The organism is Actinomadura latina NBRC 106108 (genome assembly GCF_001552195.1).
In the GTDB taxonomy this organism is placed as follows: domain Bacteria; phylum Actinomycetota; class Actinomycetes; order Streptosporangiales; family Streptosporangiaceae; genus Spirillospora; species Spirillospora latina.
The window spans coordinates 730,608-754,259 of record NZ_BCQS01000003.1 but is presented as its reverse complement, the minus strand read 5'-3'; the positions used below and the strand labels follow the sequence as shown (position 1 = coordinate 754,259).

Genomic DNA, 23,652 nt, shown 5'->3' with positions numbered 1-23,652 from the left:
GGTGTTCCGCTCAGGCGGCGCTGGCGAACTCACGGTCGACAGACTCCTCCGCGGCCACGGCAGGGGACGGCCCGTCCAGGAGTTCGGCGAGGCGGGCCAGCCCTGCGAGACCGGGGAGCACACTGCCGTCCGGGCCTAGGACCGCCGGAACCACCTGCGTGATGCTCCGCCATTCCGCGCGCCACCGCTCGATGCGGCGCTGACCGGTCACCGTCAGAGGCCCGCCGAGCACGCTGACCGTGGCGCCGTAGCGCCGCTCGGTGCCGGCGGCCACCCGTCCGGCGTCCACGGCCATTGCCAGGTCGGGGCCGTACCGGTGGACGTCCGCCGGCGTCCGCGGGTACATGAGTTCCGCGATGATCCGGCGGACCTCGTAGGGACTGCTCAGGTGCCGTCCCTCCACCCACGCGGCGTCGAAGAGCGCCCGCCGCACCTCGTCGGCCAGGCCGTCGGTCAGCGCCTCGGCGTAGGCGGCCACGGCCGCGCCGGTGTTGCTGACGAGGGCGGGCGGCGCGTCCGGCACCCGCTCGCCGGGTCGCGCCACGCCGGCGATCTCCCCCAGCTCACGGGCCCACTCCTCCTTCGCGGCGCCGCTCGGCGAACCGGTGAGCGGCAGCCGCGGATCATGCTCGACGGCCCGCCACTCGACACCGGTCCCGCCCCGCCGGACGAACTCGTCCACGCGCAGGCTCGCCAGATGGGAGTAGGGGCAGTTGAAGTCCCCGTAGACGATGTAAGTCATCGCGCATCCCTCCTCGATGACGAAGGCCTTATTTACTCCAGTTTGTACTAGTAAAAAATAAAAAACCAGCCCCCGCCGTTGTGACGCGGCTCTCGCCGCCCGCGCGGCACGGGGAGCATCCACCGGCCGCGCGATCAAGATGCCGTGCTCAGCGGGCTCGCGCGCCCTGCTGCTGTTCGGTCACTTCACCGCGATCGTGGAGGCCGAGCCCGACATGCCTCCGCGCCATGGACTGCGTCCCGTCCCGCCGACGCGGCAGGGATCGAGCTGCGGGACGTGTGGTTCCGCTACAGCGAGGACCACCCGTGGATTCTGCGCGGGGTCGACCTGCACATCCCTCCCGTCCGGGCAGGGCGTCGCCCTGGTGGGAGTGAACGGCGCGGGGAAGAGCACACTGGTCAAACTCCCGTGCCGCTTTTACGACCCGGACAAGGGCTCCGTCCTCTGGGACGGCGTCGACCTTCGCAAAGCCCCCACCGCCAAGTCAGCAGGAGGTTCTGACCATCTGCCGCGCCGGCCGCGCCGGTGCCCGCTCAGGCCCAGGGCGGCGTCAGGGGCCCCTCCCCAGTGGTGATCAGTCGGCGGAGGCTGCCGTTGACGAAGAAGTTCCAGCCGCCGGAGCAGTCGTCGAAGCACTCGAAGGTGGGAACGAGCCCCACGTGCGTGAACCGGACCTCGGTCTGATCACCCGTCCGGGCGATGTCGAAGGTGATGTCGGTGCCGACCCATTCGGCCGGGTCCTCGACGAACGTGAGCTTGGCGTCGAGCACGCGCCAGACGATCTTCTGGCCCGGCACGGATTCGGTGACCCGCTGCCGGGAGTAGTGGATGTCACCGTAGCTGTAGGCGAACTCGTCGCCGATCTGGTCGGCGCCGCCTTCGATTTCTCCCGTCCACCAGCCCCGCACGTTCGCGATGGCCGCGAACACCTCGGCCGGGGTCTGGTCGACTACGAAGGACGTGGCAAAGCTCTGACTGGTCATGACATTCCTTCTGGTAGTGAAGCGAGTCATTCAAGGTGGGACCGGAGTGCGGCGAGACGGCCGTCCCAGTCACGGGCCAGGGCGGCGAGGAACTGCTGCGCGACCTGCATCGGTGCGGACTGCAGCCGGTAGAGGACCCGGCGCCCGCCCCCGGGCTCGGTCGCGACGAGTCCGGCCTCGGCCAGCAGCGCCAGGTGTTTCGCGATGCCCTGCCGGGTGATCGGCAACTGGGCGGCCAGGTCCGTCGCCGTCGCGGGTCCACCCGCGGCGAGGGCGGCCAGGATGGCCCGCCGGTTCGGGTCGGCCAGCGCCACGAACACCGCTTCCGCGACCGACTCCGAAGCGGCGGCCTCCGGCCCTTTCTCAGGCATGGAGATAGGCGACCAACTCGTCGAGTTCGCTGGCCCAGCCCGAGGTGTTGCCCTCGAACGCCTTGCGGTGCCGGTCGGCGTCGAGCTGGGAGAATCCGCTCTCGACCACGGTGACCGTCGTGCCGGTCTCGTCCGGGACCAGGGTGAACTCGACGTAGGTGCGGCGCGGGTCATCCTCGGGCAGGCCGTTGATGCCCCAGGTGTAGCCGAAGACCGTCTTCGGTTCGATCCGCTCGACGCGCAGGTGCGCCTTCTCCCCCGAATCCCAGGTCAAGGTGGCGGTACCGCCGACCCGCAGGTCGATCTCGGCGCCGTCGCCGAACCAGCCGGCGAGCCCGTCGGCGGTGGTGATGGCCGCCCACACCCGGTCCAGCGGCCGCTCGATGCGCACCGTGCGTTCGATCCGGTCTGGAAACCCCATCGGGGCACCCCCTTGTACATAGCAACCATCCAGTTGCTATAACCGTAACGCAACCATCTGGTTGCGTCAACCCGCGAAGGCCGCCCCTGCCACGTCACGCGCCCACCGCCGGAACAGCCGGCACAACGAGAACGGCCCCTGACAGCGTCACAGCCAGTCAGGAGTCGCTCAACGTACCCAGGACTCGAACCTGCGCAGCCCAGCCAGCAGATCGCCTCTCAACCTGCGGTTATGCCACTCGGCCGGACATTCGGCATGGCGACCTTCTCCCAGGCCCTCCGCTCTTGAGGCTGGCTTCGGACTACCGTGAACCTCGGAACAGCCAACCCGCCGAAGGGCGCACCATGGCAGAGATCACGGTGAAGAGGTGGAGCGCCGACCACTTCACACCAAAGGCAGAGAAGAGCAAGGCGGGCAAATGCGCGCAAGGGGGTTCTGCGGTCTGCAAGCGTGAGGCAGAGTTCACGATCGTCTACCCAACCGGTGAGTCGATCGCCACCTGTCCGGACCACCTCATCACGTACGTCCGCACAAGGATCAACGACGACGAACGCTAAACACGTACCCAGCACGGCTGACCTGGGCGACAACGCGTGCCATGAGCCGCGGATATCTATCTCCGCGACCAGCGACACCCGGGCGCCTCCGGCGCCATCTGGATGCCTGCCGGGGCTCTTGGAAGCGAACAGCCTCCGACCGTTTGCACTGGTCAGAGGCTGTTTCAGCGTGGGTGGCGGGTCCAGGATTCGAACCTGGGTAGGCTAAGCCGACGGATTTACAGTCCGCTCCCATTGGCCACTCGGGCAACCCGCCGTGGGTGTCGCTTGCGCGACGGCACTGGAAAGAATAGCGGACAGTGGGAGTGGGTGTGACATCGAGGGCGGGCGTCCGGGGCGTGGGCTTGATCGTTTGGAGTCGATACGCTCTCTGGATCCGGAAGTTGCTGCTGAGGGGATGTGTGGGCCGTGGCCGACTCGTCGTTTGACATCGTGTCGAAGCTCGACCGGCAGGAGGTCGACAACGCGCTGAACCAGGCCGCCAAGGAGGTGGCGAACCGGTTCGACTTCAGGAACGTGGACGCGGGGATCAAGTGGTCGGGTGAGTCGATCGAGATCCAGGCGAACACGGAGGAGCGGGCCAACGCCGTGCTGGACGTGCTGAAGGACAAGCTCGTGAAGCGGGGGATCTCGCTGAAGGCGATCGACGCGGGCGAGCCGAAGCTGTCCGGGAAGGTGTACAAGCTGGGCGTGGGGCTCAAGGAGGGCATCGCCCAGGAGGACGCCAAGAAGATCGGGAAGATCATCCGGGATGAGGGGCCGAAGGGGATCAAGGCCCAGATCCAGGGGGACGAGCTGCGGGTCAGCTCGAAGAAGAAGGATGATCTGCAGGACGTCATCGCGCTGCTCAAGGGCAAGGATCTTGATGTGGCCCTGCAGTTCGTGAACTACCGATAGTCCGCTCTGGGAGCGCGCCGGCCCCATCCCCCGCAGAGGGGGCCGGCGTGCTCTCGTGTTCTATGACGCGGCCGTGTCCGGAGTGGTTCGGCGGAATCCGGGCGGAGTTGCGGCGAGGCGCGTCCGGGCGAGGGCCAGGGGCACGAATGGTCTAGTGGTGCCCGGCCATGCGTTCCAGGCGGGCTATGCGGTCGGCGGTAGGCGGGTGGGTGGAGAAGAGCGTGCCCATGCCGAAGCCGGTGAAGGGGTTGGCGATCATCAGGGAACTGGTGGTGGCGAGCTCGGGGTCCTGCGGCAGCGGCATCGCGCGGGTGCCGGCGTCGATCTTGCGGAGGGCGGCGGCGAGGGCGAGCGGGTCGCCGGTGAGGCGGGCGCCGGCGGCGTCGGCGGAGTACTCGCGGGTGCGGGAGATCGCCATCTGGACGACGGCGGCGGCGATCGGGCCCAGGACGAGCATGAGGAGGGCGCCGAGGATGCCGGGGCCGTCGTCGTCCTCGGAACGGCCGATGGGCAGGAAGATCGCCAGGTGCGAGAGGTAGGTGATCACGGTGGCGATCGCGGCGGCGACCGAGGAGATCAGGATGTCCCGGTTGTAGACGTGGGACAGTTCGTGCCCGAGGACGGCGCGCAGTTCGCGTTCGTCCAGGATGTGCAGGATGCCGCGGGTGCAGCAGACGGCGGCGTTGCGCGGGTTGCGTCCGGTGGCGAAGGCGTTGGGCTGGCGGGTCTCGGAGATGTAGAGGCGCGGCATCGGCTGCCGGGCGGCGGTGGAGAGTTCCCGGACGAGCCGGTACAGCACCGGCGCCTCGACCTCGCCGACCGGGTGGGCGCGCATGGAGCGCAGCGCGATCCGGTCGCTGAAGAAGTAGGCGACGCCGTTGGTGCCGAGGGCGATGACCAGCGCGATCGTCAGCCCGGCCGTGCCGCCGAACGCCCATCCGGCGACGAGCATCAGGGCGGACAGCGCGGCGATCAGTGCTGCCGTCTTGACGCCGTTGCTCTGCACTTCCGTTGCCTCCCCGTCGACTCCGGCATGAACATCAACGGTTTGACCTGGGTCAACGTTCCCGTTCAGGTGGCCTGCGACACGGTCTGCAGGACGATCTGCGGCGCGGCCGACAGGACGATCGCGCCCGCGGCCGTCGCGGCGATCGCGGCGCGGACCGGCAGGCCGGGCCCCTCGTCGAGGTGCTCCCCGGGTGCGGACGGTGTGAACAGGCGCACGGCCCAGGCCAGGTAGTAGTACAGCCCGATCACCGTGTTGATCGCCATCACGACGGCCAGCCAGGTGACGCCGCCCGCGACGGTGGCGCGGAAGACGACGACCTTGGCGAACAGTCCCATGACGCCGGGCGGCAGGCCGGCGAGGCAGATCAGGAAGAAGGCGAGGGCGGTGGCGGCGGCGGGGCTGCGGCGGGCGAGGCCGCGGTAGTCGTCCAGGGTGCGGCGGCGGTGGTAGCCGATGACGACGGCGAACGCGCCGAGGTTCATGACGGCGTAGAGGGCGACGTAGGCGGTGGTGGCGGCGACGGCCTCGGGGAGCCGGTGCGAGCCGACGGCCAGGGGCGCGAGCATGTAGCCGGACTGGGCGACCGACGACCAGGCGAGCAGCCGGATCGCGGTCCGCTGCCGGAGTGCCATCAGGTTGCCGAGGGTCATGGTGAGGGCGGCCAGGACGGCGATCACGGGTCCCCAGACGTGCCCGTAGGCGGGCAGGCCGAGGGCCAGGACGATCGCGAGGCCCGCGAATCCGGCGGCCTTCGACACGACGGACAGGAACGCGGCGATCGGCAGCGGGGAGCCCTGGTAGACGTCCGGCGCCCAGAAGTGGAACGGCACGGCGGCGACCTTGAACGCGAACCCGGCGAGGACGAGGACGGAGCCGACCGAGGCGATCGGGTCCAGGTCGGCGTCCAGGTGGGCGAGGGCCGGTGCGATGCGGTCCAGATGCATGGCGCCGGTCGCGCCGTATACGAGGCTGATCCCGAACAGCATGATCGCGGTGGAGACGACGGAGACGAGGAACAGTTTCAGCGCCGCCTCGGACGCCGTCCCGTCGTAGCGGCGCAGGGCGGCGAGGGCGAAGACCGGCAGGGAGAGGGTCTCCAGCGCGACCACGAGGAGGACGAGGTCGCGGGCCGCGACGAGCGCCAGAGCGCCGATCACGGCGGCCAGCAGCAGGAAGTGGTACTCCCCCACCGGCATCTTGGAGTCGGTGATCTCCCGCAGGGACAGCAGGACGACGATCACGGCGGCGCCGAGGACGATCCCCTGGAAGAGCAGCGTGAAGTCGTCCGCGACGTAGGAGCAGGAGCGCGGGCCGCCGGCGCGCAGGCCGTCCGGCAGGCAGAACGTGGCGCGGCGGTCGCCGGAGGCCAGCGCGGCAACGGCGATCAGGGCCGCCAGCAGCGACCCGGCCGAGACGAGGGACAGCGCGCGGCGCGGCGCGTCGAACGCGTCCGCGAGCAGCAGCCCGAGCGCGGCGGCGGCGAGGATCAGCGGCGGCGCGATCGCCGCGTAGTCGATGCCCTGGATCATCAGCCGCCTCCGAACAGCGCGCGGACGGGGCCGGTGGTCACGTCCAGCAGGGTCTTCGGCCAGAGGCCGACGAGCAGCGTGAGCGCGATCAGCGGCGCCCAGGCCGCGTACTCCTGCACCGAGACGGCGGCGACCGGCCCCCGCTCGGCACCGGGGGGAGGCCCGTGGGTGAGCTTGGCGAGCATCCGCAGGAAGTAGGCGGCGGTGAGGACGGCGCCGAGCGCCGCGACGGCCATGAACGTCACGAACGTCTCGCGCGGCAGGTCGGCGTGCGGGCGGTACGCGCCGACCAGCGCCAGCACCTCGCCCCAGAACCCGGCGAGGCCCGGGAGCCCGAGCGAGGCGACGGACGCGAACGTCAGGATCGAGGCCAGCCGGGGCGAGCTGCCGAGCATGCCGCCGCCGATCGCGGTCATGTCGGTGGTCGCCCAGCGTTCCTTGACGGAGCCGGCGAGGAAGAACAGCAGGCCGGTGATCAGGCCGTGCGCGACGTTGCCGAACAGGGCGGCGTTGATCCCGACCGGGGTGAGGGTGGCGATGCCGAGCAGGACGAAGCCCATGTGCCCGACGGACGAGTAGGCGATCATCCGTTTGAGGTCGCGCTGGGCGAGGCAGGCGAGCGCGCCGTAGACGATCCCGATGACGGCGAGGAGGCCGAGCCACGGCGCCCAGAACCGGGCGCCGTCCGGGGCGAGCGGCAGCGCGACGCGGACCAGCCCGTACGTCCCCATCTTCAGCAGCACCCCGGCGAGGAGGACGGAGCCGACGGTCGGCGCCTCGGTGTGCGCGTCCGGCAGCCAGGTGTGCAGGGGCCACATCGGCGCCTTGACCGCGAAACCGATGCCCATCAGGGCGAACGCCGTGATCTGTATGCCGTGCGACAGGCCGGACCCGTGCCGGCCGGCGAGCGCGGTCATGTCGAGCGTGCCGGACGTCGCGCCGACGAGCAGCATCCCGGCGAGGAGGAGGCCGGAGCCGAGGAGGGTGTAGAGGATGAACTTGTAGGCGGCGGCGCGGCGTCCCGTCCCGCCCCAGAGCATGATCACCACGTACATGGGGACCAGGACGGTCTCGAAGAACACGAAGAACAGCACGAGGTCGAGGGCGACGAACGTGCCGAGCATCCCGATCTCCAGGACGAGCAGGAGCGCGGTGAGCAGCCGGATCCGGCCGCCCGCCGGCGGGTGCCGCAGCGTGTAGAGGAAGCACAGGAACGTCAGCAGCGCGGTGAGGACGACGAGCGGCAGCGAGATCCCGTCCACGCCGAGGTGGAAGCGCAGGCTGATCGCGGGCGCCCAGGGCCGGTCGACCTCCAGCTGCATGCGGGACGTGTCGCCGAAGTCGAACGCGGTCAGCGCGGAGACCGCGACGAGCAGCGTCGCGCCGGACACGGCCGTCCCGAACGCGCGGACGGCGAAGTCGGTGCGCAGGAACCGGTTCGCCGGGACGAGCAGCGCCAGCGCCCCGCAGAGCGGGATCGCCATCATCAGCACGAAGATCAAAGGAGGATCACCACCCCGGCCACGATGACGACGACGCCGGCGAGCAGGCCGGTGAGGTAGGTCTGCGGGTTGCCGTTCTGCGGGACGCGGAGTACCTCCGCGAGGCGCCGCGCTCCGCGTCCGGTGCCGACGACGGCCGCGTCCACGCCGACCCTGTCGAACGTCACGACGTAACGCGCCAGAGCTTGAACGGGACGGACGATGGCCGCCGCGTACAGCTCGTCCACGAAGAAGGCCCGCGCAAAGGCGGGACGGACCGGGCCAAGCGCGCGCGCAGGATCCAGTGCCGGGTCACGGTTCCACACCAGGAAGGCGGAACCCGCCCCAAGGGCCACCAGCAGGACGCTGAGCAACGACGCCCCGAGGTGGGGACGCAGTTCAGAAGCACCGAGCCCGAAGAATCCGAGGATCGCGGCAGGGACGGCCAGCGCCGCGACCGTCCACGACATGAGGCGCGACGGGTCACGCACCTCGTAGGAACCGCGCGTCTCACCGAAGAACGTCATCAGCCATGTGCGCATCGCGTAGGCCGCCGTCAGCACGACCGTGACCAGCAGCCCCAGATACACCAGCCACGCGATCCCGCCAGGCAGGGCGTGGGGCTCACCGATCCCGAGCACAAAACCCTCACCGGGCTTGACGTCGAAAGCCTTCCGGACGAGCCCGCCCGGCGCGCCGCCGTGTGTGGCGGAGAGTTGGGCGGCCTCGATGATGGAGTCCTTGCTGAACCAGCCGCTGAACGGCGGGACGCCCGCGAGCGCGGCCAGGCCCACCGTCATCGACCAGAAGGTGATCGGCATGCGGCGCCGGAGCCCGCCGTAGTCCCGGAGCATGTTGGACCCGGCCGTCACGATGACGCATCCGGCGGCGAGGAACAGCAGCGCCTTGAACGCGCCGTGCGTGAGCAGGTGGAAGACCGCGGCGGATTTCGCGCCGACCGCGAGACCGGCGGCCATCACGGCGAGCTGGCTGATCGTCGAGTACGCGAGCACGCGTTTCAGGTCGTCCTGCGCGAGGGCGGCGCACGCCGCGCCCACCATGGAGATCACCGCCATGACGGCCAGCACGGTGCGGGCGCCCGGGGTCAGGACGAACACTCCGTACAGCCGCGCGACGACGTAGACGCCGGCGGCGACCATCGTCGCCGCGTGGATCAGCGCGCTGATCGGCGTGGGGCCCGCCATCGCGTCCGGCAGCCAGGTGTGCAGCGGGAACTGCGCGCTCTTGCCCGCGACCCCGGCGAGCAGCAGCAGCGCCGCGGCCGTGACCGTCGTGCCGGGCAGTTCGCCGGCCCGCGCGAGGATCCCGGAGATCTGGAAAGTCCCGGCGCCGACGCCGAGGACGATCACGCCGATCAGGAACCCGGCGTCGCCGAGCCGCGTGACGAGGAACGCCTTGACCGCCGCCCGCGAGTTCGCCCGGTCCTCCCAGTGGTGCCCGATCAGGAAGTACGAGCAGATGCCCATGACCTCCCAGCCCGCGTACAGGACGAGGAGGTCGCCCGCGTAGACGACCAGGAGCATCGCCGACGTGAACAGCGAGATGAACGCCGCGTAGGACGAGTAGCGCCGGTCGCCGCGCATGTAGGCGACCGAGTACACCTGGACGGCGAGGGCGACGCAGCACACCATGAGCCCGGCCAGGGCGGACAGGCCGTCCACCTGGAGGCCGACCCGGATCGGCACCGATCCCGTGTCGACCAGCGCGAGCATGCCCGTCCGCTCGCCCGGATCGCGCCACACGACGAACGCGACGATCGCCGACAGGACCAGCGACACCGCGATCGGCGCGCAGGCGAGCACGCCCGGGCCTCCGCCCGGCGCGCCGCGCACGGCGCGGGTCAGGGACGGCCCGGCCAGCATTCCGGCGAACGCGGCGAGGAACGGCAGCAGCGCCGCCAGCGAGGCGAGCCAGATCATCGCGCGTCGACCGCCTCGGGCTCGGGTTCCGGCTCGACCGGACGCGGCCGGGGGCCGTCGTCCTCCTCGGCGAGCGTCCGCAGCCGGTCGACGTCGATCATCTTCCGGTTGCGGAACACCAGCAGGACGAGCGCCAGCCCGAGCCCGATCTCCGCCGCCGCGATCACGATCGTGAACAGCGTGAGGACCTGGCCGCCGTGCAGCCTGTCCCGGTACCAGACGTCGAACGTGACGAGATTCAGGTTCACCGCGTTCAACATCAGCTCGACCGACATCAGCACGAGGATCGCGTTGCGGCGCGCCAGTACCCCGTACACGCCGACGGAGAACAGCAGCGCGGCGACGACCGTCGGGTAGGCGAGGTGCATCAGCCGTCCTCCTTCCCCGGCCCGATGTCGGAGCGCGACAGGACGATGGCGCCGACCAGCGCGGCCAGCAGCAGCACCGACAGCACCTCGAACGGCAGCACCCACGTCCGGAACACGGCGGCGCCCAGTTCCTCCGCCGACCCGCCGCCCGCGTGCAGCGGCATCCGCTCGTCCCGGAAACCCATGAGCATCACGGTGACGAGGACGGCGGCCGTGGCGGACGCGACGGCCAGGGCGGCCCACCGGTTCCCGGAGTCGAGGTCGGCGGACTCCCCGATCGGCGCCCGGGTCAGCATGATCCCGAACAGCAGCAGCACGACGATCGCGCCGACGTAGATCAGGACCTGCACCCAGGCGACGAACTCCGCGGTCAGCACCAGGTAGCCGCCCGCGAGCGCGCCGAACGACACCACCAGCCACAGCGCCGCGTGGACGAGCCGCCGCGTCGTCACCACCAGGACCGCCGACCCGACCGCGATCACGCCGAGCAGCGTGAACACGACCTCCTGGCCGCTCATCCGGCCGCACCCCGGCGCGCGGCCCGCGCCGCCGCCTTCTCCGCCGCGCCCACTTCCTTCGGCGGTTCCGCCGCCGGGTCGTGGGCCTGCGGCGGCGGGACGGTCCACATCCATTCGCGCAGCCGCTCCTTCTCGTGCGTCAGCTCCGCGATGTCGTACTCGGCGTACTCGAACTCCGGCGACCAGAACAGCGCGTCGAACGGGCACACCTCGATGCAGATCCCGCAGTACATGCACAGCGCGAAGTCGATGGCGAACCGGTCGAGGACGTTGCGGGTCCGGGGACGTCCGCCGCCCTCGGCCGGGAGCGTCTCCTTGTGGGAGTCGATGTAGATGCACCAATCAGGGCATTCTCGGGCGCACAGCATGCAGACAGTGCAGTTCTCCTCGAACAAGGCGATGACACCCCTGCTGCGCGGTGGCAGATCGGGCTGCACTTCGGGGTACTGACGCGTTATGGACCGTCGCGTCATCGTCCGCAACGTGACCGCCAGCCCCTTGGCCAGCCCGCCTCCTGGTAGCCGTCCCACGCGCCCCATGATTGCGCACGATGGGCGCGGGGGGAACGTGATGGGCACGGCGTTCGTCCTACGTGGAGTGGGCCCGTGTGGTATCTGACGCGCTTACGGGCAGGGGAGGGCATGTGAGTCATCACGCAGACCGCCCTTACGATCCTGACCCCGGCCGCCGGCCGCACCCCTCATCGAGCCACCCGCCGGGCCATCCGCATCCCGGTCACACGCAGCCGAGCCGCCGTCCGGCGCCGCGGCCGTACGGGCCGGCCGGGGCGCGTCCGCCCTACCCGGGTGCGCCCTTCCCCGGTCCGCCCGTCCCGCCGCCGCCTCCCCCGCCGCCGGTGCCGCTGCCGCCGCCGGACGCGGCCAACGGCGTGCTGTGGGCTTTCGTGCCGTTCATCACACTCGGTTACGGGACGCCGTTCTCGTTCCTCTACGCCGCCATCCGGCGCGGATCGTGGGGGTTCGGAGCCACCGCCGCCGGGTACGGCGTCGGCACGGCGGCCGTCGTGACCATGATGCAGTCCGGCGATCCGGTCCTCGCCGTCCTGGGGACGTTCGTGGGCGTCCTGCTGTGGCTGGCGGGCACCGGGCACGCGTTCGCCGTCCGGACGGCCGTCTTCCCCCGCGAGTCGCCCCGCAACCGCCAGAACGAACGCGCCATCGAGATCGCCAAGTACCGCCGGACGCTGCGGGAGGAGGCCCGCGCGCTCGCCGCCGAGGACCCGGCGCTCGCCCGCGAGCTGCGGATCGGCCGTCCCGACGTGCCCCGCACCTACGACGACGGCGGGCTCGTGGACGTCAACCACGCGCCCCGCGAGATCCTTGAGGCGCTGCCGGGCATGACGCCCGAAATGGTCGACCGCGTGATCGACCGGCGTGCGGAGCAGGGCGGGTTCCTGTCCGTGGAGGAGATGGCGGTGGACGCGGACATCCCGCCCGACGTCCTCCCCGAGATGGCCGACTTCACGATCTTCCTGCGGTGACCCTCAGACCGCTGCGGTGACCATCAGACCGCGACGGCGATGACGCCCGTCAGCGCGAGCTGGGCGAGCGACAGCGGGACGAGCCACGCCCAGGCGAGCTTCTGCAGCTGGTCCTCGCGCATGCGCGGGTAGCTGACCCGCAGCCAGATGACGCAGAACGCCAGCACGCTGATCTTGAGGAGCGTCCAGAGCCAGCCCAGCTCGGTGTTCAGGAACGGGCCCTTCCAGCCGCCGAGGAACAGGACCGTCGTCAGCGCGCACAGCACCACGATCCCGGCGTACTCGGCGAGCAGGAACAGCGCGAACCGCAGCCCGCCGTACTCGGTGTACGGGCCGAAGATGATCTCCGAGTCGGCGACCGGCATGTCGAACGGCGGGCGGCGCAGCTCGGCGAGGCCCGCGACGAAGAACACCACGGCGCCGACCGCCTGCCACGGCAGCCACCACCAGCGCCACTCGTCCACGATCCCCTGCAGCGACAGCGTCCCCGCGGCCATCGCCGCCGACGACGCCGCGAACACCATCGGCAGCTCGTACGACATCAGCTGCGCGGCGACCCGCATCCCGCCGAGCAGCGAGTACTTGTTCGCCGACGCCCAGCCCGCCATGATCGCGCCGATCACGCCGACGCCCATGACGGCGAGCGCGAAGAAGACCCCGGGCCCGAGGTCGAGCGCGACCTGCCCGCCCGGCCCGACCGGGATCACGAGCAGGACCAGCAGGTACGGGACGAGCGCCACGCCCGGCGCCAGCTTGAACACCCACCGGTCGGCGTCGCGCGGGACCACGTCCTCCTTCTGCGCGAACTTCACCCCGTCGGCGACGAGCTGCGCCCAGCCGTGGAAACCGCCCGCGTACATGGGGCCGAGGCGGCCCTGCATGTGCGCCATCACCTTGTGCTCGGCCTGCCCCACCAGCAGCGGCAGCACCGCGAACGCCGCCGCGACGAGGACCAGCTTGACGACGATCTCAAGCATCCGTCCCCCGCCCTTCCGGGGGACGGCCCTCAGGCCCACGAGGGGCCCTTGGACGGTCCTCGCTCCGCGGGCGCTCCGCCGCGGCCGCCCAGGGCCCGGTCTCCGGCACCCCGGGCGGGCGGACGCGGCGGCGGCTCGGGGCGCCGTGGCCCGACTCGCCCGGCTCCTTCGCGCCCGGCCACGGCTTGGCGACGCGGGCGGCGAGCACGAAGTCCTTGCGCAGCGGGTGGCCCTCGAAACCGTCCGGCAGGAGCAGCGGGACGAGGTTCGGATGTCCCTCGAACAGGATCCCGAACATCTCCGCCGTCTCGCGCTCGTGCCACGAGGCGCCGCGGTAGATACCCGTCGCCGTCGCCAGCACCGGGGCCCGCTTCGGGACGCGCGTCCGGACCAGCAGATGGTGCCGGCGTTCCAGCGAGTACACGTGCACGACGACGGCGAAGCCGTCCTCCAGTTCGTCCACGCCGGTCAGCCAGTCGAAGAAGCCGCAGGCCAGGTCGTCGCGAGCGAAGGTCAGCGCGTCCACCCAGTGCTCGGGCGGGACGCCGACGGCGAGGCCGCCGAACGTCTCCTCGGTGCTGACCTCGTCGCCGAACCGGCCCGTCCAGGCGTCCGCGAGCCCGGCCGCGCGCTCGGCGCTCACCGGTCGCGCCCGATCCGGTCGTCATGGTCGTCGTGGTCGTTGTGGCCGTCGTCGTGGTCGTCGTCGTGGCCGTCGTCGTCGACCAGCCCGGGGATGATCGACGGATCGTGCTCGATCGACCAGACGGGCCGCGTGGCCGTCTCGTCCTCGACCGCCGGGACGGGACGGGTCACCTCCTCGGCGGGATGCACCGGAGGCGCGTCGTCCGGCAGCGCCCGGACGGGGCGGGTCTCGTCGTCGGGCCGCGCGGGCGCCGGTCCGGGCTCGGCGGGGACGTCGCCGAGGTGCGGGACGGGCTTCGTCTCGTCCTCGGCGCCCGCGCCTTCCTGGCGGGCCTCCTCGCCCATGACGTCCCAGTGCTCGAACGTCTCGTCCTGGTCCGGCGGGGGCGGGGGCGGGGGCGGCTGGATCGGGCGGCGCAGCACCGTCGCCGACAGCGGGCGCGGCGCCGGCGGCGGGCTGACCGGGTCGCCGCCGCCGTAGCGGTCGCCGAGCGACTCGGCCGCGATCTTCTCCTGCAGGTGGACGATGCCCTGCAGGAGCGCCTCCGGGCGCGGCGGGCAGCCGGGCACGTACACGTCCACCGGGATGATCTGGTCGACGCCCTTGGTGACGCAGTAGGAGTCCCAGTACGGCCCGCCGCAGTTGGAGCAGGCACCGAACGAGATGACGTACTTGGGTTCGGGCATCTGCTCGTACAGGCGCCGCACGGCGGGCGCCATCTTGTCGCTGACGGTGCCGGACACGACCATCAGGTCGGCCTGCCGGGGGCCGGGCGCGAACGGGATGACGCCGAGCCGTATGAAGTCGTGCCGGCTCATCGACGTCGCGATGAACTCGATGGCGCAGCAGGCCAGGCCGAAGTTGAAGACCCACAGCGAGTAGCGGCGGCCCCAGTTGAGCACGAACTTGATCGGCTTGGGCGCGAGCCGCGACAGCGGTCCCACGCTCGGCGGCGGTAGATCGATGGTGCCCACAGCGCCATTGTTACAGCGCCCGGCGCCTCAGACCCAGGAGAGGACGCCCTTCTTGCCCGCGTACGCGAGCCCGGTCGCCAGGAACGCGAGGAAGACGAACATCTCGCCGAGCGTCGTGGCCCCGTAGCCGGGGGCCGAGAAGACCGTCGCCCAGGGGAACAGGAACACCGCGTCCACGGCGAACACCACGTACAGGTAGGCGAAGACGTAATAGCGTACGTAGGAGTGGGCCCAGCCCTCGCCCACGGGGTCGACCCCGCACTCGTACGTGGTCAGTTTCTCTGTCGTCGGACGATCGGGACGCAGCATCCGGTTGGCGGCGAGCGCACCGCCGACGATCCCCGCGCCCACGAGGAGCAGGACGACCACAACGACATACGTGTCGAAATAGTTATGCACCAGATCCTCCTCGCGTGCGTCTCATCCAGTATCCCCTGCCCCAAGGTCAGGGGAGTGTGGCGTGGAACCTCCTCCCGGAGGACCACAATGTCATGGTTTTGCTGCACACTAGGTTTGCATTGGGTCAGGTTGACCTGGAAGGACGTGACCGGATGAGCAACCCCCCGCCTCCCCCGGGCTGGGAATCCCCGGGCGGTGCCTCCTGGCCGCCTCCGCCGCCGCCGGCGGGGCCGGGCGGCCCCGGTCCGGGCGGGCCTGGAAGCCCAGGTGGTCCCGGCGGTCCGGGCGGGCCTCCCCCGCCCGGCGGCTTCGGCGGCCCCGGAACCCCGCCGCCCTTCTTCCCCCCGCCTCCCGGCGCCCCGATGGGCCCCCCCATGCCGCCGCCGAAGCGCGGCGGAGGCGGCGGGCTCGTCCTCGGGCTGATCGGCGGCGGCCTCGTTTTCCTCATCATCATCGCCGTCGTCGTGTACGCGGTGTCCGTGGGCGGCGGCAAGTCGCCCGAGGAGAAGCTGACGGCCGCGGCCACCAGCATGTCCACGGCCCGCGCCGTGCAGCTGAAGGGCACCTTCGGCGGCGCCGAGACGCTGCGCGGCGAGCTGAACGTCACCAGGGGCGGCCGCGCGATGGGGCCCGTCACCTGGGGCGGCGACAACGTCACCATCCTGTCGGCCGACGGCAAGCTGTTCGTGAAGGCCGACAAGGCGTACTGGGAGAAGGAGATCACCGCCGACGACCCGTACTACCTCAAGTCCGGCGAACAGTGGGGCCGGCTGGACGAGGACGAGCTCAACCTCGACTTCAAGACGCAGCTGTCGCCCTCGGCGCTGGCGGCCAAGATCCGCTCCGCCCGGACGTCCAGGGTCAAGCCGATCAAGACCACGTGGCAGGGCAAGAAGGCCCTCAAGTTCAGCACCTTCTCGTCCACCCTCTACATCACCGACGACGATGACGCGGAGCTGCTGCGCTACGAGGCGACCACGCCCCGCGTCGCGCTGGACGTCACCCCGAAGGACTCCGGTGACGCCTCGTCCCTCGTCTCGGACATGCGCTCCAGCATGGGCGAGCTGCGGGACTCCTTCAACGGCTCGGCCCGGCCGTCGGTCGACGAGTGGAAGAAGGGCGGCTGCAACAGCGACTCCGGCTGCACGGTCCAGGCGAAGATCCGCCCGCCGTTCGGCGTGGACAAGCCCGTCACCATCGAGGTGCGGTACCGGCTCACCGCCGGCACGCTGACCGGCCGGGACCTCGGCGACTGCACGACCAAGGTCACCATCACCGGCTCCACGTCGCAGTGGGCGAGCTGCCGGGTCAGCAGCAGCGCGTGGAAGAGCTGGGCCAAGGCCACCGGCGGCACGTTCTACAAGCACGCCGACTACAAGGTGATCGGCGCCACGTCCACGGAGGTGCAGGGCCTGCAGAACGGCCTGGAAAGCGAATGACGCGCAGGTGAGGCGCCCGGCGCGCGGTACCGCGCGCCGGCCCTGGGCCAGCCGGGTGCCCGGTGGCGCTCCTCCCCGTCCGGGGAAAGCGCCGCCGGGCACCCTTATGCTCTGTGGAGACGCCCTCCAGGGCCCCGGCGGCCGCCCCTCACCCCCCGGACCGGTCCCGAGCCTCGCCGGCACCCTCTGAGGACGCCTCCCCATCCCTTGCTTTGTGCCTGACGGTCGGGCCGCAACCCGGCCCCGGAAGTGAGCAGAGTGAGCCCCAGTGAGCGCTGATCAGGACGACCCGTCCCCGACGTCCTCGCACCATCCCCCCATGGACCCCCGGGCGACCCCACGCACTCCCCAGAGCGTCCCCGTCCCGCCCTACGGGGCCGGTGCCACGGGCGGGCCCGTCCCGCCCGGGAAGGGCGGGCGGCAGCGGAAGGGACGCGGAGCGCGGGTCATGATGGTCGCCGGGGCGGCGGCCGTCGCCGTGGTCGCGGCCGGCGCCGTCGCCGCGGTCGCGCTCGGCGGGGAGGGCGAGCCGGCGAAGAAGAAGGCCACGCCCACCGTGTCGGCGCCGCCGCCCGCGTGGACGGTCGCGCTGGGGCGCGATCTCACGTCCGGAACCGGCCTGCGATACGACGGCACGCTGACGCTGAAGGGACGGCCCGTCCAGGCGCACCTCCGGGTGACGCCGTCGGGTTCGGCCAGCGGGCGGATCATCGCGGGCACCCTGGCGGCGGACGTCGTCGCGATCGACGGCACCGCCTACCTCAAGGCGGGGCTCGCGTTCTGGCGCGACTTCGCCGGTGAGATCGCGCATCCGGAGTACTACGCGGACCGCTGGTCGAAGGCGCCCGCGTCGGTCCCCGGCTTCGACGTGCCGGACGTCCTCGGGCCCGAGTCCATCGCCGGGGCGCTGGGCAAGACGTCCGGGAACCCGCCGGTGGAGGACGTGAACGGCGTCCGGGCGTACCGGATCCGGACGTCCGCCGCCGACTACCTGGTCACGGCGGCCGCGCCGTACCGGCTGCTGGCGGTGCGGGGCGCCGGGCAGAACGCGCCGCGGTTCACCGCCGCGCCGGTCGCCGCGCCCGCGACGCTGTTCACCGAGCTGCGGCCGAGAGTGGCCGCGCTCGGCGGCGCGCCCGACCCGAACCTGGCGTTCAGGCCGGGGACGCTGACGTTCAGCAACTGCGACCAGAACACCAACGGCTGCACGGTGAGCCTGCCCGCCACGCTGACCGCGCCCCAGGGGAGCGTGCCGGACGGCGCGCGGGCCGCGCTGCGGGCGACGATCAGTTCCGGGGACAAGGCGCTCGGCTCCTGCGCGACCGCCGGCCCGGTGCAGGCCGACCGCTCGGTGGTGCTGCGCTGCACCGTCACCAGCAGGCTGTGGCGGAACTGGATGCGGAAGGCGCTCGACAACCCCGGCTCCTACCCGTACGAGGCGGCGGCCCGCGTCGTCGGCGAGGCGCTGGACGCGGCCGACGTCCCGAAGCTGCTCGCGCGGGTCGACCGGGAACGCAAGGCCGTCCTGAAGCCGAATCCGGCCACCACGGGATCGCCCGGGCCGGGAACGCCCTCGGCCGAGCGATCGGACGGTCCCGAAGTCGCCACATCCCGGTCACCAGGGCAACCGTAAGGTGACGCGTTCCAGGGGCGGTGCGGTCGCGGGGAGCCCGCGCTGTCTACACTTCGGGTCGTGAACTCCACGTCCCTGGGGAGCCTCGGCTCCTCGGCGAGCTCCGCGCAACTGGTCCGGCGATTGCACGTCGACCTGTGCCGGCAGCGCAGCAGCCTGTGTTCCGGGATGAACTAGGGCACCGCCCCAGGTCGTACTTTCCGGTGAGCGGTCGTCCCGATAACACCATCCGATCCCGGACATACCATGAAGGCAAGCCTAAGTAGCATCACGATCCCGGGTGCCTCCCCCGGGACGGTGCTGCCCGTCGAGGAGGTCTTCCTCTGTGACCAAACAGGTCCAGCAACTCGACCGCGTCATCATCCGCTTCGCCGGCGACTCCGGCGACGGCATGCAGCTGACCGGTGACCGCTTCACCCAGGAGACCGCGGCGTTCGGCAACGACTTGTCGACGCTGCCCAACTTCCCTGCCGAGATCCGCGCCCCTGCCGGGACGCTGCCCGGCGTGTCCAGTTTCCAGTTGCATTTCGCCGACCACGACATCCTCACGCCCGGGGACGCGCCCAACGTGCTGGTCGCGATGAACCCGGCCGCGCTCAAGGCCAACCTCGCGGACCTGCCGCGCGGCGCCGACCTCATCGTCAACACCGACGAGTTCAGCAAGCGCAACCTCACCAAGGTCGGCTACGAGACGAACCCCGTCGAGGACGACTCGCTCGCCGAGTTCCGCGTGCACGCGCTGCCGCTGACGTCGATGACGGTGAAGGCCCTTGAGGACTTCGACATCTCCAAGAAGGACGCGGAGCGCGCGAAGAACATGTTCGCGCTCGGGCTGCTGTCCTGGCTGTATCACCGTCCCACCGAGGGGACGCTCGGCTTCCTGGAGAAGAAGTTCGCCAGCAAGCCCGAGATCATGAAGGCGAACATCGCCGCCTTCCAGGCGGGCTGGTCCTACGGCGAGACCACCGAGGCGTTCTCGGTGCAGTACGAGGTCAAGCCGGCCGACCACGAGCCCGGCCTCTACCGCAACATCACCGGGAACCTCGCGCTCGCGTACGGGCTGGTCGCCGCGGGCGTGCAGAGCGGGCTGCCGATCTTCCTCGGCTCGTACCCGATCACCCCGGCGTCCGACATCCTGCACGAGATGTCCAAGCACAAGAAGTTCGGTGTGCGGACGTTCCAGGCCGAGGACGAGATCGCCGCGGTCGGCGCGGCGCTCGGCGCCTCGTTCGGCGGGTCGCTCGGCGTCACCACGACGTCCGGGCCGGGCATCGCGCTGAAGAGCGAGACGATCGGCCTCGGCGTCGCGACCGAGCTGCCGCTGCTGGTCATCGACGTGCAGCGGGCGGGCCCGTCCACCGGCCTGCCGACCAAGACCGAGCAGGCCGACCTGCTGCAGGTCATGTACGGCCGCAACGGCGAGGCGCCCGTGCCGGTGATCGCGCCGCAGTCCCCGTCGGACTGCTTCTACGCGGCGATCGAGGCGGCCCGGATCGCGGTGAAGTACCGCACGCCGGTGATCCTGCTGTCGGACGGCTACCTCGCGAACGGCTCCGAGCCGTGGAGGCTGCCGGACGTGGCGTCGCTGCCGAAGATCGAGCCGAACTTCGCGGAGCCGTCGCAGGAGGACTTCCAGCCGTTCAAGCGCGACCCGGAGACCCTCGCCCGCCCCTGGGCGATCCCGGGCACGGCCGGGCTGGAGCACCGGATCGGCGGCCTGGAGAAGGCCGACGGGTCCGGCAACATCTCCTACGACCCGGCCAACCACGACACCATGACCCGGCTCCGCCAGGCCAAGGTGGACGGCATCGCGAACGACGTCGAGCCGCTCGCGGTGGACGACCCGTCCGGCGCGGCCCGCGTCCTCGTGCTGGGCTGGGGCGGGACGTACGGGGCGATCTCCGCGGGCGTCCGGCTGGTCCGCGCGACCGGCCGGAACATCGCGCAGGCGCACGTGCGGCACCTCAACCCGTTCCCCGCGAACCTGCCCGAGGTCCTGCGCTCCTACGACAAGGTCATCGTGCCGGAGATCAACCTCGGCCAGCTCGCGATGCTGCTGCGCGGCCGGCTCCTCATCGACGTGATCGGCTACAACCAGGTCCGCGGCCTGCCCTTCAAGGCGGAAGAGCTGCAGGTCGTCATCCAGGATGTGATCGACAGTGAGTGAGAACGGCTCCTCCAACGGGATCGGCTCCCCCAACGGGAGCGGCGCCGTCAACGGGAACGGGAACGGCCACGGGAAGTCGCTGCTCTCCCTCGTCCCGAAGACGGACGCGAAGCAGACGATGAAGGACTTCAAGACCGACCAGGAGGTGCGCTGGTGCCCCGGGTGCGGTGACTACGCGATCCTCGCGGCCGTCCAGTCCTTCCTGCCGGAGCTCGGGCTGCGCCGGGAGAACATCACGTTCATCTCCGGCATCGGCTGCTCGTCGCGGTTCCCGTACTACATGAACACCTACGGGTTCCACTCGATCCACGGCCGCGCGCCCGCGATCGCGACGGGGCTCGCGACGTCCCGTCCCGACCTGTCGGTGTGGGTGGTGACCGGGGACGGCGACTCGCTGTCGATCGGCGGCAACCACCTGATCCACGCGCTGCGCCGCAACGTCAACCTGAAGATCCTGCTGTTCAACAACCGGATCTACGGGCTGACGAAGGGGCAGTACTCGCCGACGTCCGAGCTCGGCAAGATCACCAAGTCGACGCCGATGGGGTCGCTGGACGCGCCGTTCAACCCGCTGTCGCTCGCGATCGGCGCGGAGGGCACGTTCGTCGCCCGCACGATCGACTCCGACCGCAAGCACCTGCAGTCGGTGCTGCGGGCGGCGGCCCAGCACCGCGGCACGGCGCTCGTGGAGATCTACCAGAACTGCAACATCTTCAACGACAACGCGTTCGAGCCGCTGAAGGACGCCTCCGTGCGGGACGACGTCACCGTCCGGTTGGAGCACGGGGAGCCGATCGTCTTCGGCGCGGACCGCGACAAGGCGCTGCGCCGCACCCGGACGGGGTCTTTCGAGGTGGTGCGGGTCGCGGACGTCGACCCGGCGGAGATCGCGGTGCACGACGCCCACAACCCGGACCCGTCGCAGGCGTTCGCGCTGTCGCGGCTGGACCAGCCGGCGTTCGAGCACACCCCGATCGGCATCTTCCGGGACGTGGACCGCCCGTCCTACGACGAGCTGATGCGGGCCCAGCTCGACGAGGCCGTCGAGAAGCAGGGCGAGGGCGACCTGGCCGCGCTGCTCGGCTCCGGCGACACCTGGCGAATCGATTAATCGCCTTTGCGCAGGCCCGGCCCCGGTTCGTCCGGGGCCGGGCTTTTTCGCGCGTATTGAACGCCCGCGAACGGGCACGGTTGGACATGATGACCAAGGGACGATTCGCGGCGGTCTTCGGCCGGGACGCGATGCGGGGCGGCGTCTCATCCTGAAAGACTGATGGAGATCATGAAGCCGGGGAGGTGACGATGCGGGTCATTCCGCGCCGCAGCAAGGATCGTCCGCGCGACGAAGCCCCCGCAGAGCCCGGCGCTCCCAGTCCGGACACTCCCAGCCCGGACATCCCCAGCCCGGACACTCCCACCCCGCCCAACGGCACCGCGCTGCCTCCGGCTCCCCCGCACGACGCGCCCGGCGGAGAAGGGCGGCCGGAGAAGGACGTCCCGGCGGAGGGGGACACGCAGCCGATCCTCGCGGGGCCTGATCCCGCGGAGGCGCTGGGGCAGGAGAGCTTCCGGGGCGGGACGAAGCCGGAGGCGACCACGGCGGTGCTGCCGGCCGCGGGCGGCGAGGCCGCGCGGCGGCGGGCGCGGGCAGCCGAGCGGCAGCGGCGGGCGGCGGAGGTCAAGCGCAGCCGGGCCGGGCGGCGGCCCCGGGTGCAGCAGGCGGCGGCCCCGGCCGGGGTCGCCGACCAGCACCGGTCCGCGCTGCTGGTCATGGTGCTGACGCTGGGGCTGCTGATCGCGGCCGTCGCGGTGTCCGGCGCGATGATCGCCTCCTCGATGCGGACCCGGCCGGTGGCGCTGGCCGCGCCGCTGCACATCTACCCGGTCGCGCAGGCGACGCCGGGGGCGTGCCCGGCCGGCACGAAGGGCATCACCGGGCAGGCGTCCACCGGGCCGACGTGCTACCACCTCACGCAGGGCATCGCGATCCGCAAGGTCGCCGACCTGCGCGTCCAGAAGTCGCGGGTGAAGCCGGGCGGGTACGACGTGGCGGTGACGCTGCGGCCGGCCGACCGGCAGGCGTTCGCCGACCTGACCCGCGCTACGGTCGGGCGGGACCTCGCGTTCGTCGTCCGCGACAGGCTCGTCACCCTGCCCCGCGTCGACATGGCGATCACGGACGGGAAGGTCGTCGTGACGGGCTCCCCGACCAAGGCGGCGGCGAAGAGGCTCGTCCGCGACCTCAAGGGCCGCTAGGACCCTAGCCTTCGGGGATCTCCTCGCCCTGGACGGCCTGGATCTCCAGCTCGACGCGGAGGCTCTCGCCGACCAGCACGACGCCCGCCTCCAGGATCTGGTTGTACCGGATGCCGAAGTCGGCGCGGCACAGTTCGGCGGTGGCGCGGAACGCGGCGCGGACGCCGCCCCACAGGTCGGAGCCGCTGCCGAGGTAGGTCAGGTCGAGGTCGACCGGCTGCGTGATCCCGTTGAGGGTGAGCCGGCCGTGGACGGTCCACCGGTCGGGCCCGGCGGCGGTGAGCCCATCACCCTCGTAGGTGATGACGGGGTTGACGTCGGCGTTCATGAAGTCGGCCGAGCGCAGGTGGTCGTCGCGCATCTTGTTGCCGGTGTCGATGGACGCGGTCTCGATGCGCGCCGTGACCCGCGACTCCTCGACCGGCTCGGCGACGTCGATCCGTCCCTCGAAGGCGGCGAACCGGCCGCGGACGCTGGACAGGCCGAGGTGCTGCGCGACGGCGCCGACGGTGGAGTGCGCCGGGTCGATCGTCCACGGGCCGGGCGCGGGCAGTCCGGCGCCGCCGGCGCGGCCCAGCACGATCTTCCCGATGTCGGCCGTGCCGGACGTGGAGACGATGAGGGTGGAGGCGGCCGGCTGGAAGCCCATCGCCGTCACGATCACCGTGTACGTCCCGGCGGGCAGTGGGCCGGCGGCGAGCACGCCGTCCTCTCCGGTCCGCTCCCGCGCCACCTGGTCGCCGGCCAGGTCCGTCACCGTGACGATGGCGTGCCGCACCGCCCAGCCGTCCTTCGTCCGCACCGTGCCGCGCAGACCTCGTTCAGCAACCATCAACGACCTTCG

At 71.3% G+C, this 23,652-nt stretch carries 25 protein-coding genes and 1 tRNA gene; 9 read left to right on the top strand and 17 right to left on the bottom strand.

What is annotated here, in order from left to right; all coding sequences use genetic code 11:
* Positions 1–10: 10 nt before the first annotated feature.
* Positions 11–742, bottom strand: a complete 732-nt coding sequence (locus tag AL2_RS04335; RefSeq protein ID WP_067629307.1) for a DsbA family protein — start codon at positions 740–742, stop codon at positions 11–13.
* A gap of 139 nt (positions 743–881) precedes the next feature.
* On the opposite strand from AL2_RS04335, the gene AL2_RS36080 reads away from it, so the two are divergent.
* On the top strand, positions 882–1,316 hold the full coding sequence (locus AL2_RS36080; protein ID WP_369688475.1) for an ATP-binding cassette domain-containing protein: 435 nt from the start codon (positions 882–884) through the stop codon (positions 1,314–1,316).
* Here the strand turns inward: AL2_RS36080 and AL2_RS04330 are convergent.
* Genes AL2_RS04330 through AL2_RS04320 form a run of 3 tightly spaced genes read right to left on the bottom strand, consistent with a single transcriptional unit; the run spans position 1,276 to position 2,517 of the window.
* Positions 1,276–1,725, bottom strand: coding sequence for an SRPBCC family protein (locus AL2_RS04330; RefSeq protein WP_067629305.1), 450 nt, complete (start codon positions 1,723–1,725; stop codon positions 1,276–1,278). The two genes, AL2_RS36080 and AL2_RS04330, sit on opposite strands and share 41 nt — an antisense overlap.
* A gap of 26 nt (positions 1,726–1,751) precedes the next feature.
* Positions 1,752–2,096 carry an ArsR/SmtB family transcription factor gene (locus AL2_RS04325; RefSeq protein WP_067629299.1) on the bottom strand — a complete coding sequence of 115 codons (345 nt, stop codon included), beginning with the start codon at positions 2,094–2,096 and terminating at the stop codon, positions 1,752–1,754.
* Positions 2,089–2,517 carry an SRPBCC domain-containing protein gene (locus AL2_RS04320; RefSeq protein ID WP_067629294.1) on the bottom strand — a complete coding sequence of 143 codons (429 nt, stop codon included), beginning with the start codon at positions 2,515–2,517 and terminating at the stop codon, positions 2,089–2,091. The genes AL2_RS04325 and AL2_RS04320 overlap by 8 nt, the downstream gene beginning before the upstream one ends.
* 344 nt (positions 2,518–2,861) lie before the next feature.
* On the opposite strand from AL2_RS04320, the gene AL2_RS04315 reads away from it, so the two are divergent.
* The gene (locus tag AL2_RS04315; protein WP_067629292.1) at positions 2,862–3,074 is read left to right on the top strand and encodes a hypothetical protein; all 213 of its coding nucleotides are present in this window, start codon (positions 2,862–2,864) and stop codon (positions 3,072–3,074) included.
* Between the two features lie 174 nt (positions 3,075–3,248).
* Here AL2_RS04315 and AL2_RS04310 read toward each other — a convergent pair.
* Positions 3,249–3,330: transfer RNA gene (locus AL2_RS04310), tRNA-Tyr, on the bottom strand.
* Between the two features lie 152 nt (positions 3,331–3,482).
* Here AL2_RS04310 and AL2_RS04305 point away from each other — a divergent pair.
* Complete coding sequence (locus AL2_RS04305) at positions 3,483–3,971, top strand: YajQ family cyclic di-GMP-binding protein (RefSeq protein ID WP_067630324.1); 489 nt, start codon at positions 3,483–3,485, stop codon at positions 3,969–3,971.
* A 151-nt stretch (positions 3,972–4,122) separates the two neighbouring features.
* On the opposite strand, the gene htpX is transcribed toward AL2_RS04305, so the two are convergent.
* The 7 genes from htpX to AL2_RS04270 form a co-directional block, all read right to left on the bottom strand.
* Complete coding sequence (gene htpX, locus AL2_RS04300) at positions 4,123–4,977, bottom strand: zinc metalloprotease HtpX (RefSeq protein ID WP_083945916.1); 855 nt, start codon at positions 4,975–4,977, stop codon at positions 4,123–4,125.
* 65 nt (positions 4,978–5,042) lie between these two features.
* Positions 5,043–6,509 carry an NADH-quinone oxidoreductase subunit N gene (locus tag AL2_RS04295; protein ID WP_067629290.1) on the bottom strand — a complete coding sequence of 489 codons (1,467 nt, stop codon included), beginning with the start codon at positions 6,507–6,509 and terminating at the stop codon, positions 5,043–5,045.
* Complete coding sequence (locus tag AL2_RS04290; RefSeq protein WP_312032850.1) at positions 6,509–8,002, bottom strand: complex I subunit 4 family protein; 1,494 nt, start codon at positions 8,000–8,002, stop codon at positions 6,509–6,511. The genes AL2_RS04295 and AL2_RS04290 overlap by 1 nt, the downstream gene beginning before the upstream one ends.
* 5 nt (positions 8,003–8,007) lie before the next feature.
* Positions 8,008–9,930 (bottom strand): NADH-quinone oxidoreductase subunit 5 family protein, encoded by a 1,923-nt coding sequence (locus AL2_RS04285; protein WP_067629287.1) that lies wholly within the window; start codon positions 9,928–9,930, stop codon positions 8,008–8,010.
* The gene (gene nuoK, locus AL2_RS04280; protein WP_067629286.1) at positions 9,927–10,298 is read right to left on the bottom strand and encodes an NADH-quinone oxidoreductase subunit NuoK; all 372 of its coding nucleotides are present in this window, start codon (positions 10,296–10,298) and stop codon (positions 9,927–9,929) included. The genes AL2_RS04285 and nuoK overlap by 4 nt, the downstream gene beginning before the upstream one ends.
* Entirely contained in the window at positions 10,298–10,816 is a 519-nt protein-coding gene (locus AL2_RS04275; protein ID WP_067629285.1) for an NADH-quinone oxidoreductase subunit J family protein, read from the bottom strand. Before AL2_RS04275 ends, nuoK begins: the two co-directional genes overlap by 1 nt.
* Positions 10,813–11,184, bottom strand: a complete 372-nt coding sequence (locus tag AL2_RS04270) for a 4Fe-4S binding protein (RefSeq protein WP_245666312.1) — start codon at positions 11,182–11,184, stop codon at positions 10,813–10,815. The genes AL2_RS04275 and AL2_RS04270 overlap by 4 nt, the downstream gene beginning before the upstream one ends.
* 488 nt (positions 11,185–11,672) lie before the next feature.
* Between AL2_RS04270 and AL2_RS04265 the strand changes: the two genes are divergently transcribed.
* Positions 11,673–12,317 (top strand): helix-hairpin-helix domain-containing protein, encoded by a 645-nt coding sequence (locus tag AL2_RS04265; RefSeq protein ID WP_067629282.1) that lies wholly within the window; start codon positions 11,673–11,675, stop codon positions 12,315–12,317.
* A 23-nt stretch (positions 12,318–12,340) separates the two neighbouring features.
* Here the strand turns inward: AL2_RS04265 and AL2_RS04260 are convergent, their stop codons facing one another.
* The 4 genes from AL2_RS04260 to AL2_RS04245 are packed head-to-tail and all read right to left on the bottom strand — an operon-like array spanning position 12,341 to position 15,313.
* Positions 12,341–13,294, bottom strand: coding sequence for a complex I subunit 1/NuoH family protein (locus AL2_RS04260; RefSeq protein WP_067629280.1), 954 nt, complete (start codon positions 13,292–13,294; stop codon positions 12,341–12,343).
* Positions 13,287–13,937: an NADH-quinone oxidoreductase subunit C gene (locus AL2_RS04255; RefSeq protein ID WP_067629278.1), complete on the bottom strand. Its 651-nt coding sequence runs from the start codon at positions 13,935–13,937 to the stop codon at positions 13,287–13,289. The genes AL2_RS04260 and AL2_RS04255 overlap by 8 nt, the downstream gene beginning before the upstream one ends.
* Positions 13,934–14,914, bottom strand: a complete 981-nt coding sequence (locus AL2_RS40245; RefSeq protein ID WP_083945915.1) for an NADH-quinone oxidoreductase subunit B — start codon at positions 14,912–14,914, stop codon at positions 13,934–13,936. Before AL2_RS40245 ends, AL2_RS04255 begins: the two co-directional genes overlap by 4 nt.
* Before the next feature lie 27 nt (positions 14,915–14,941).
* Positions 14,942–15,313 (bottom strand): NADH-quinone oxidoreductase subunit A, encoded by a 372-nt coding sequence (locus tag AL2_RS04245; RefSeq protein ID WP_067629276.1) that lies wholly within the window; start codon positions 15,311–15,313, stop codon positions 14,942–14,944.
* 374 nt (positions 15,314–15,687) lie between these two features.
* On the opposite strand from AL2_RS04245, the gene AL2_RS04240 reads away from it, so the two are divergent.
* The 5 genes from AL2_RS04240 to AL2_RS04220 all read left to right on the top strand — a co-directional run bounded on the left by AL2_RS04240 (position 15,688) and on the right by AL2_RS04220 (position 22,808).
* Positions 15,688–16,752, top strand: a complete 1,065-nt coding sequence (locus tag AL2_RS04240; protein WP_174550808.1) for a hypothetical protein — start codon at positions 15,688–15,690, stop codon at positions 16,750–16,752.
* A gap of 268 nt (positions 16,753–17,020) precedes the next feature.
* Positions 17,021–18,385 (top strand): hypothetical protein, encoded by a 1,365-nt coding sequence (locus AL2_RS04235; RefSeq protein ID WP_157438000.1) that lies wholly within the window; start codon positions 17,021–17,023, stop codon positions 18,383–18,385.
* A 325-nt stretch (positions 18,386–18,710) separates the two neighbouring features.
* Positions 18,711–20,552 (top strand): 2-oxoacid:acceptor oxidoreductase subunit alpha, encoded by a 1,842-nt coding sequence (locus AL2_RS04230; protein WP_067629271.1) that lies wholly within the window; start codon positions 18,711–18,713, stop codon positions 20,550–20,552.
* A gap of 19 nt (positions 20,553–20,571) precedes the next feature.
* Complete coding sequence (locus AL2_RS04225; protein WP_376741298.1) at positions 20,572–21,663, top strand: 2-oxoacid:ferredoxin oxidoreductase subunit beta; 1,092 nt, start codon at positions 20,572–20,574, stop codon at positions 21,661–21,663.
* 191 nt (positions 21,664–21,854) lie between these two features.
* The gene (locus tag AL2_RS04220; protein WP_067629269.1) at positions 21,855–22,808 is read left to right on the top strand and encodes a SecDF P1 head subdomain-containing protein; all 954 of its coding nucleotides are present in this window, start codon (positions 21,855–21,857) and stop codon (positions 22,806–22,808) included.
* Positions 22,809–22,812: 4 nt separating this feature from the next.
* Here the strand turns inward: AL2_RS04220 and AL2_RS04215 are convergent, their stop codons facing one another.
* Positions 22,813–23,640: a YceI family protein gene (locus tag AL2_RS04215; protein ID WP_067629267.1), complete on the bottom strand. Its 828-nt coding sequence runs from the start codon at positions 23,638–23,640 to the stop codon at positions 22,813–22,815.
* Positions 23,641–23,652: the final 12 nt, after the last annotated feature.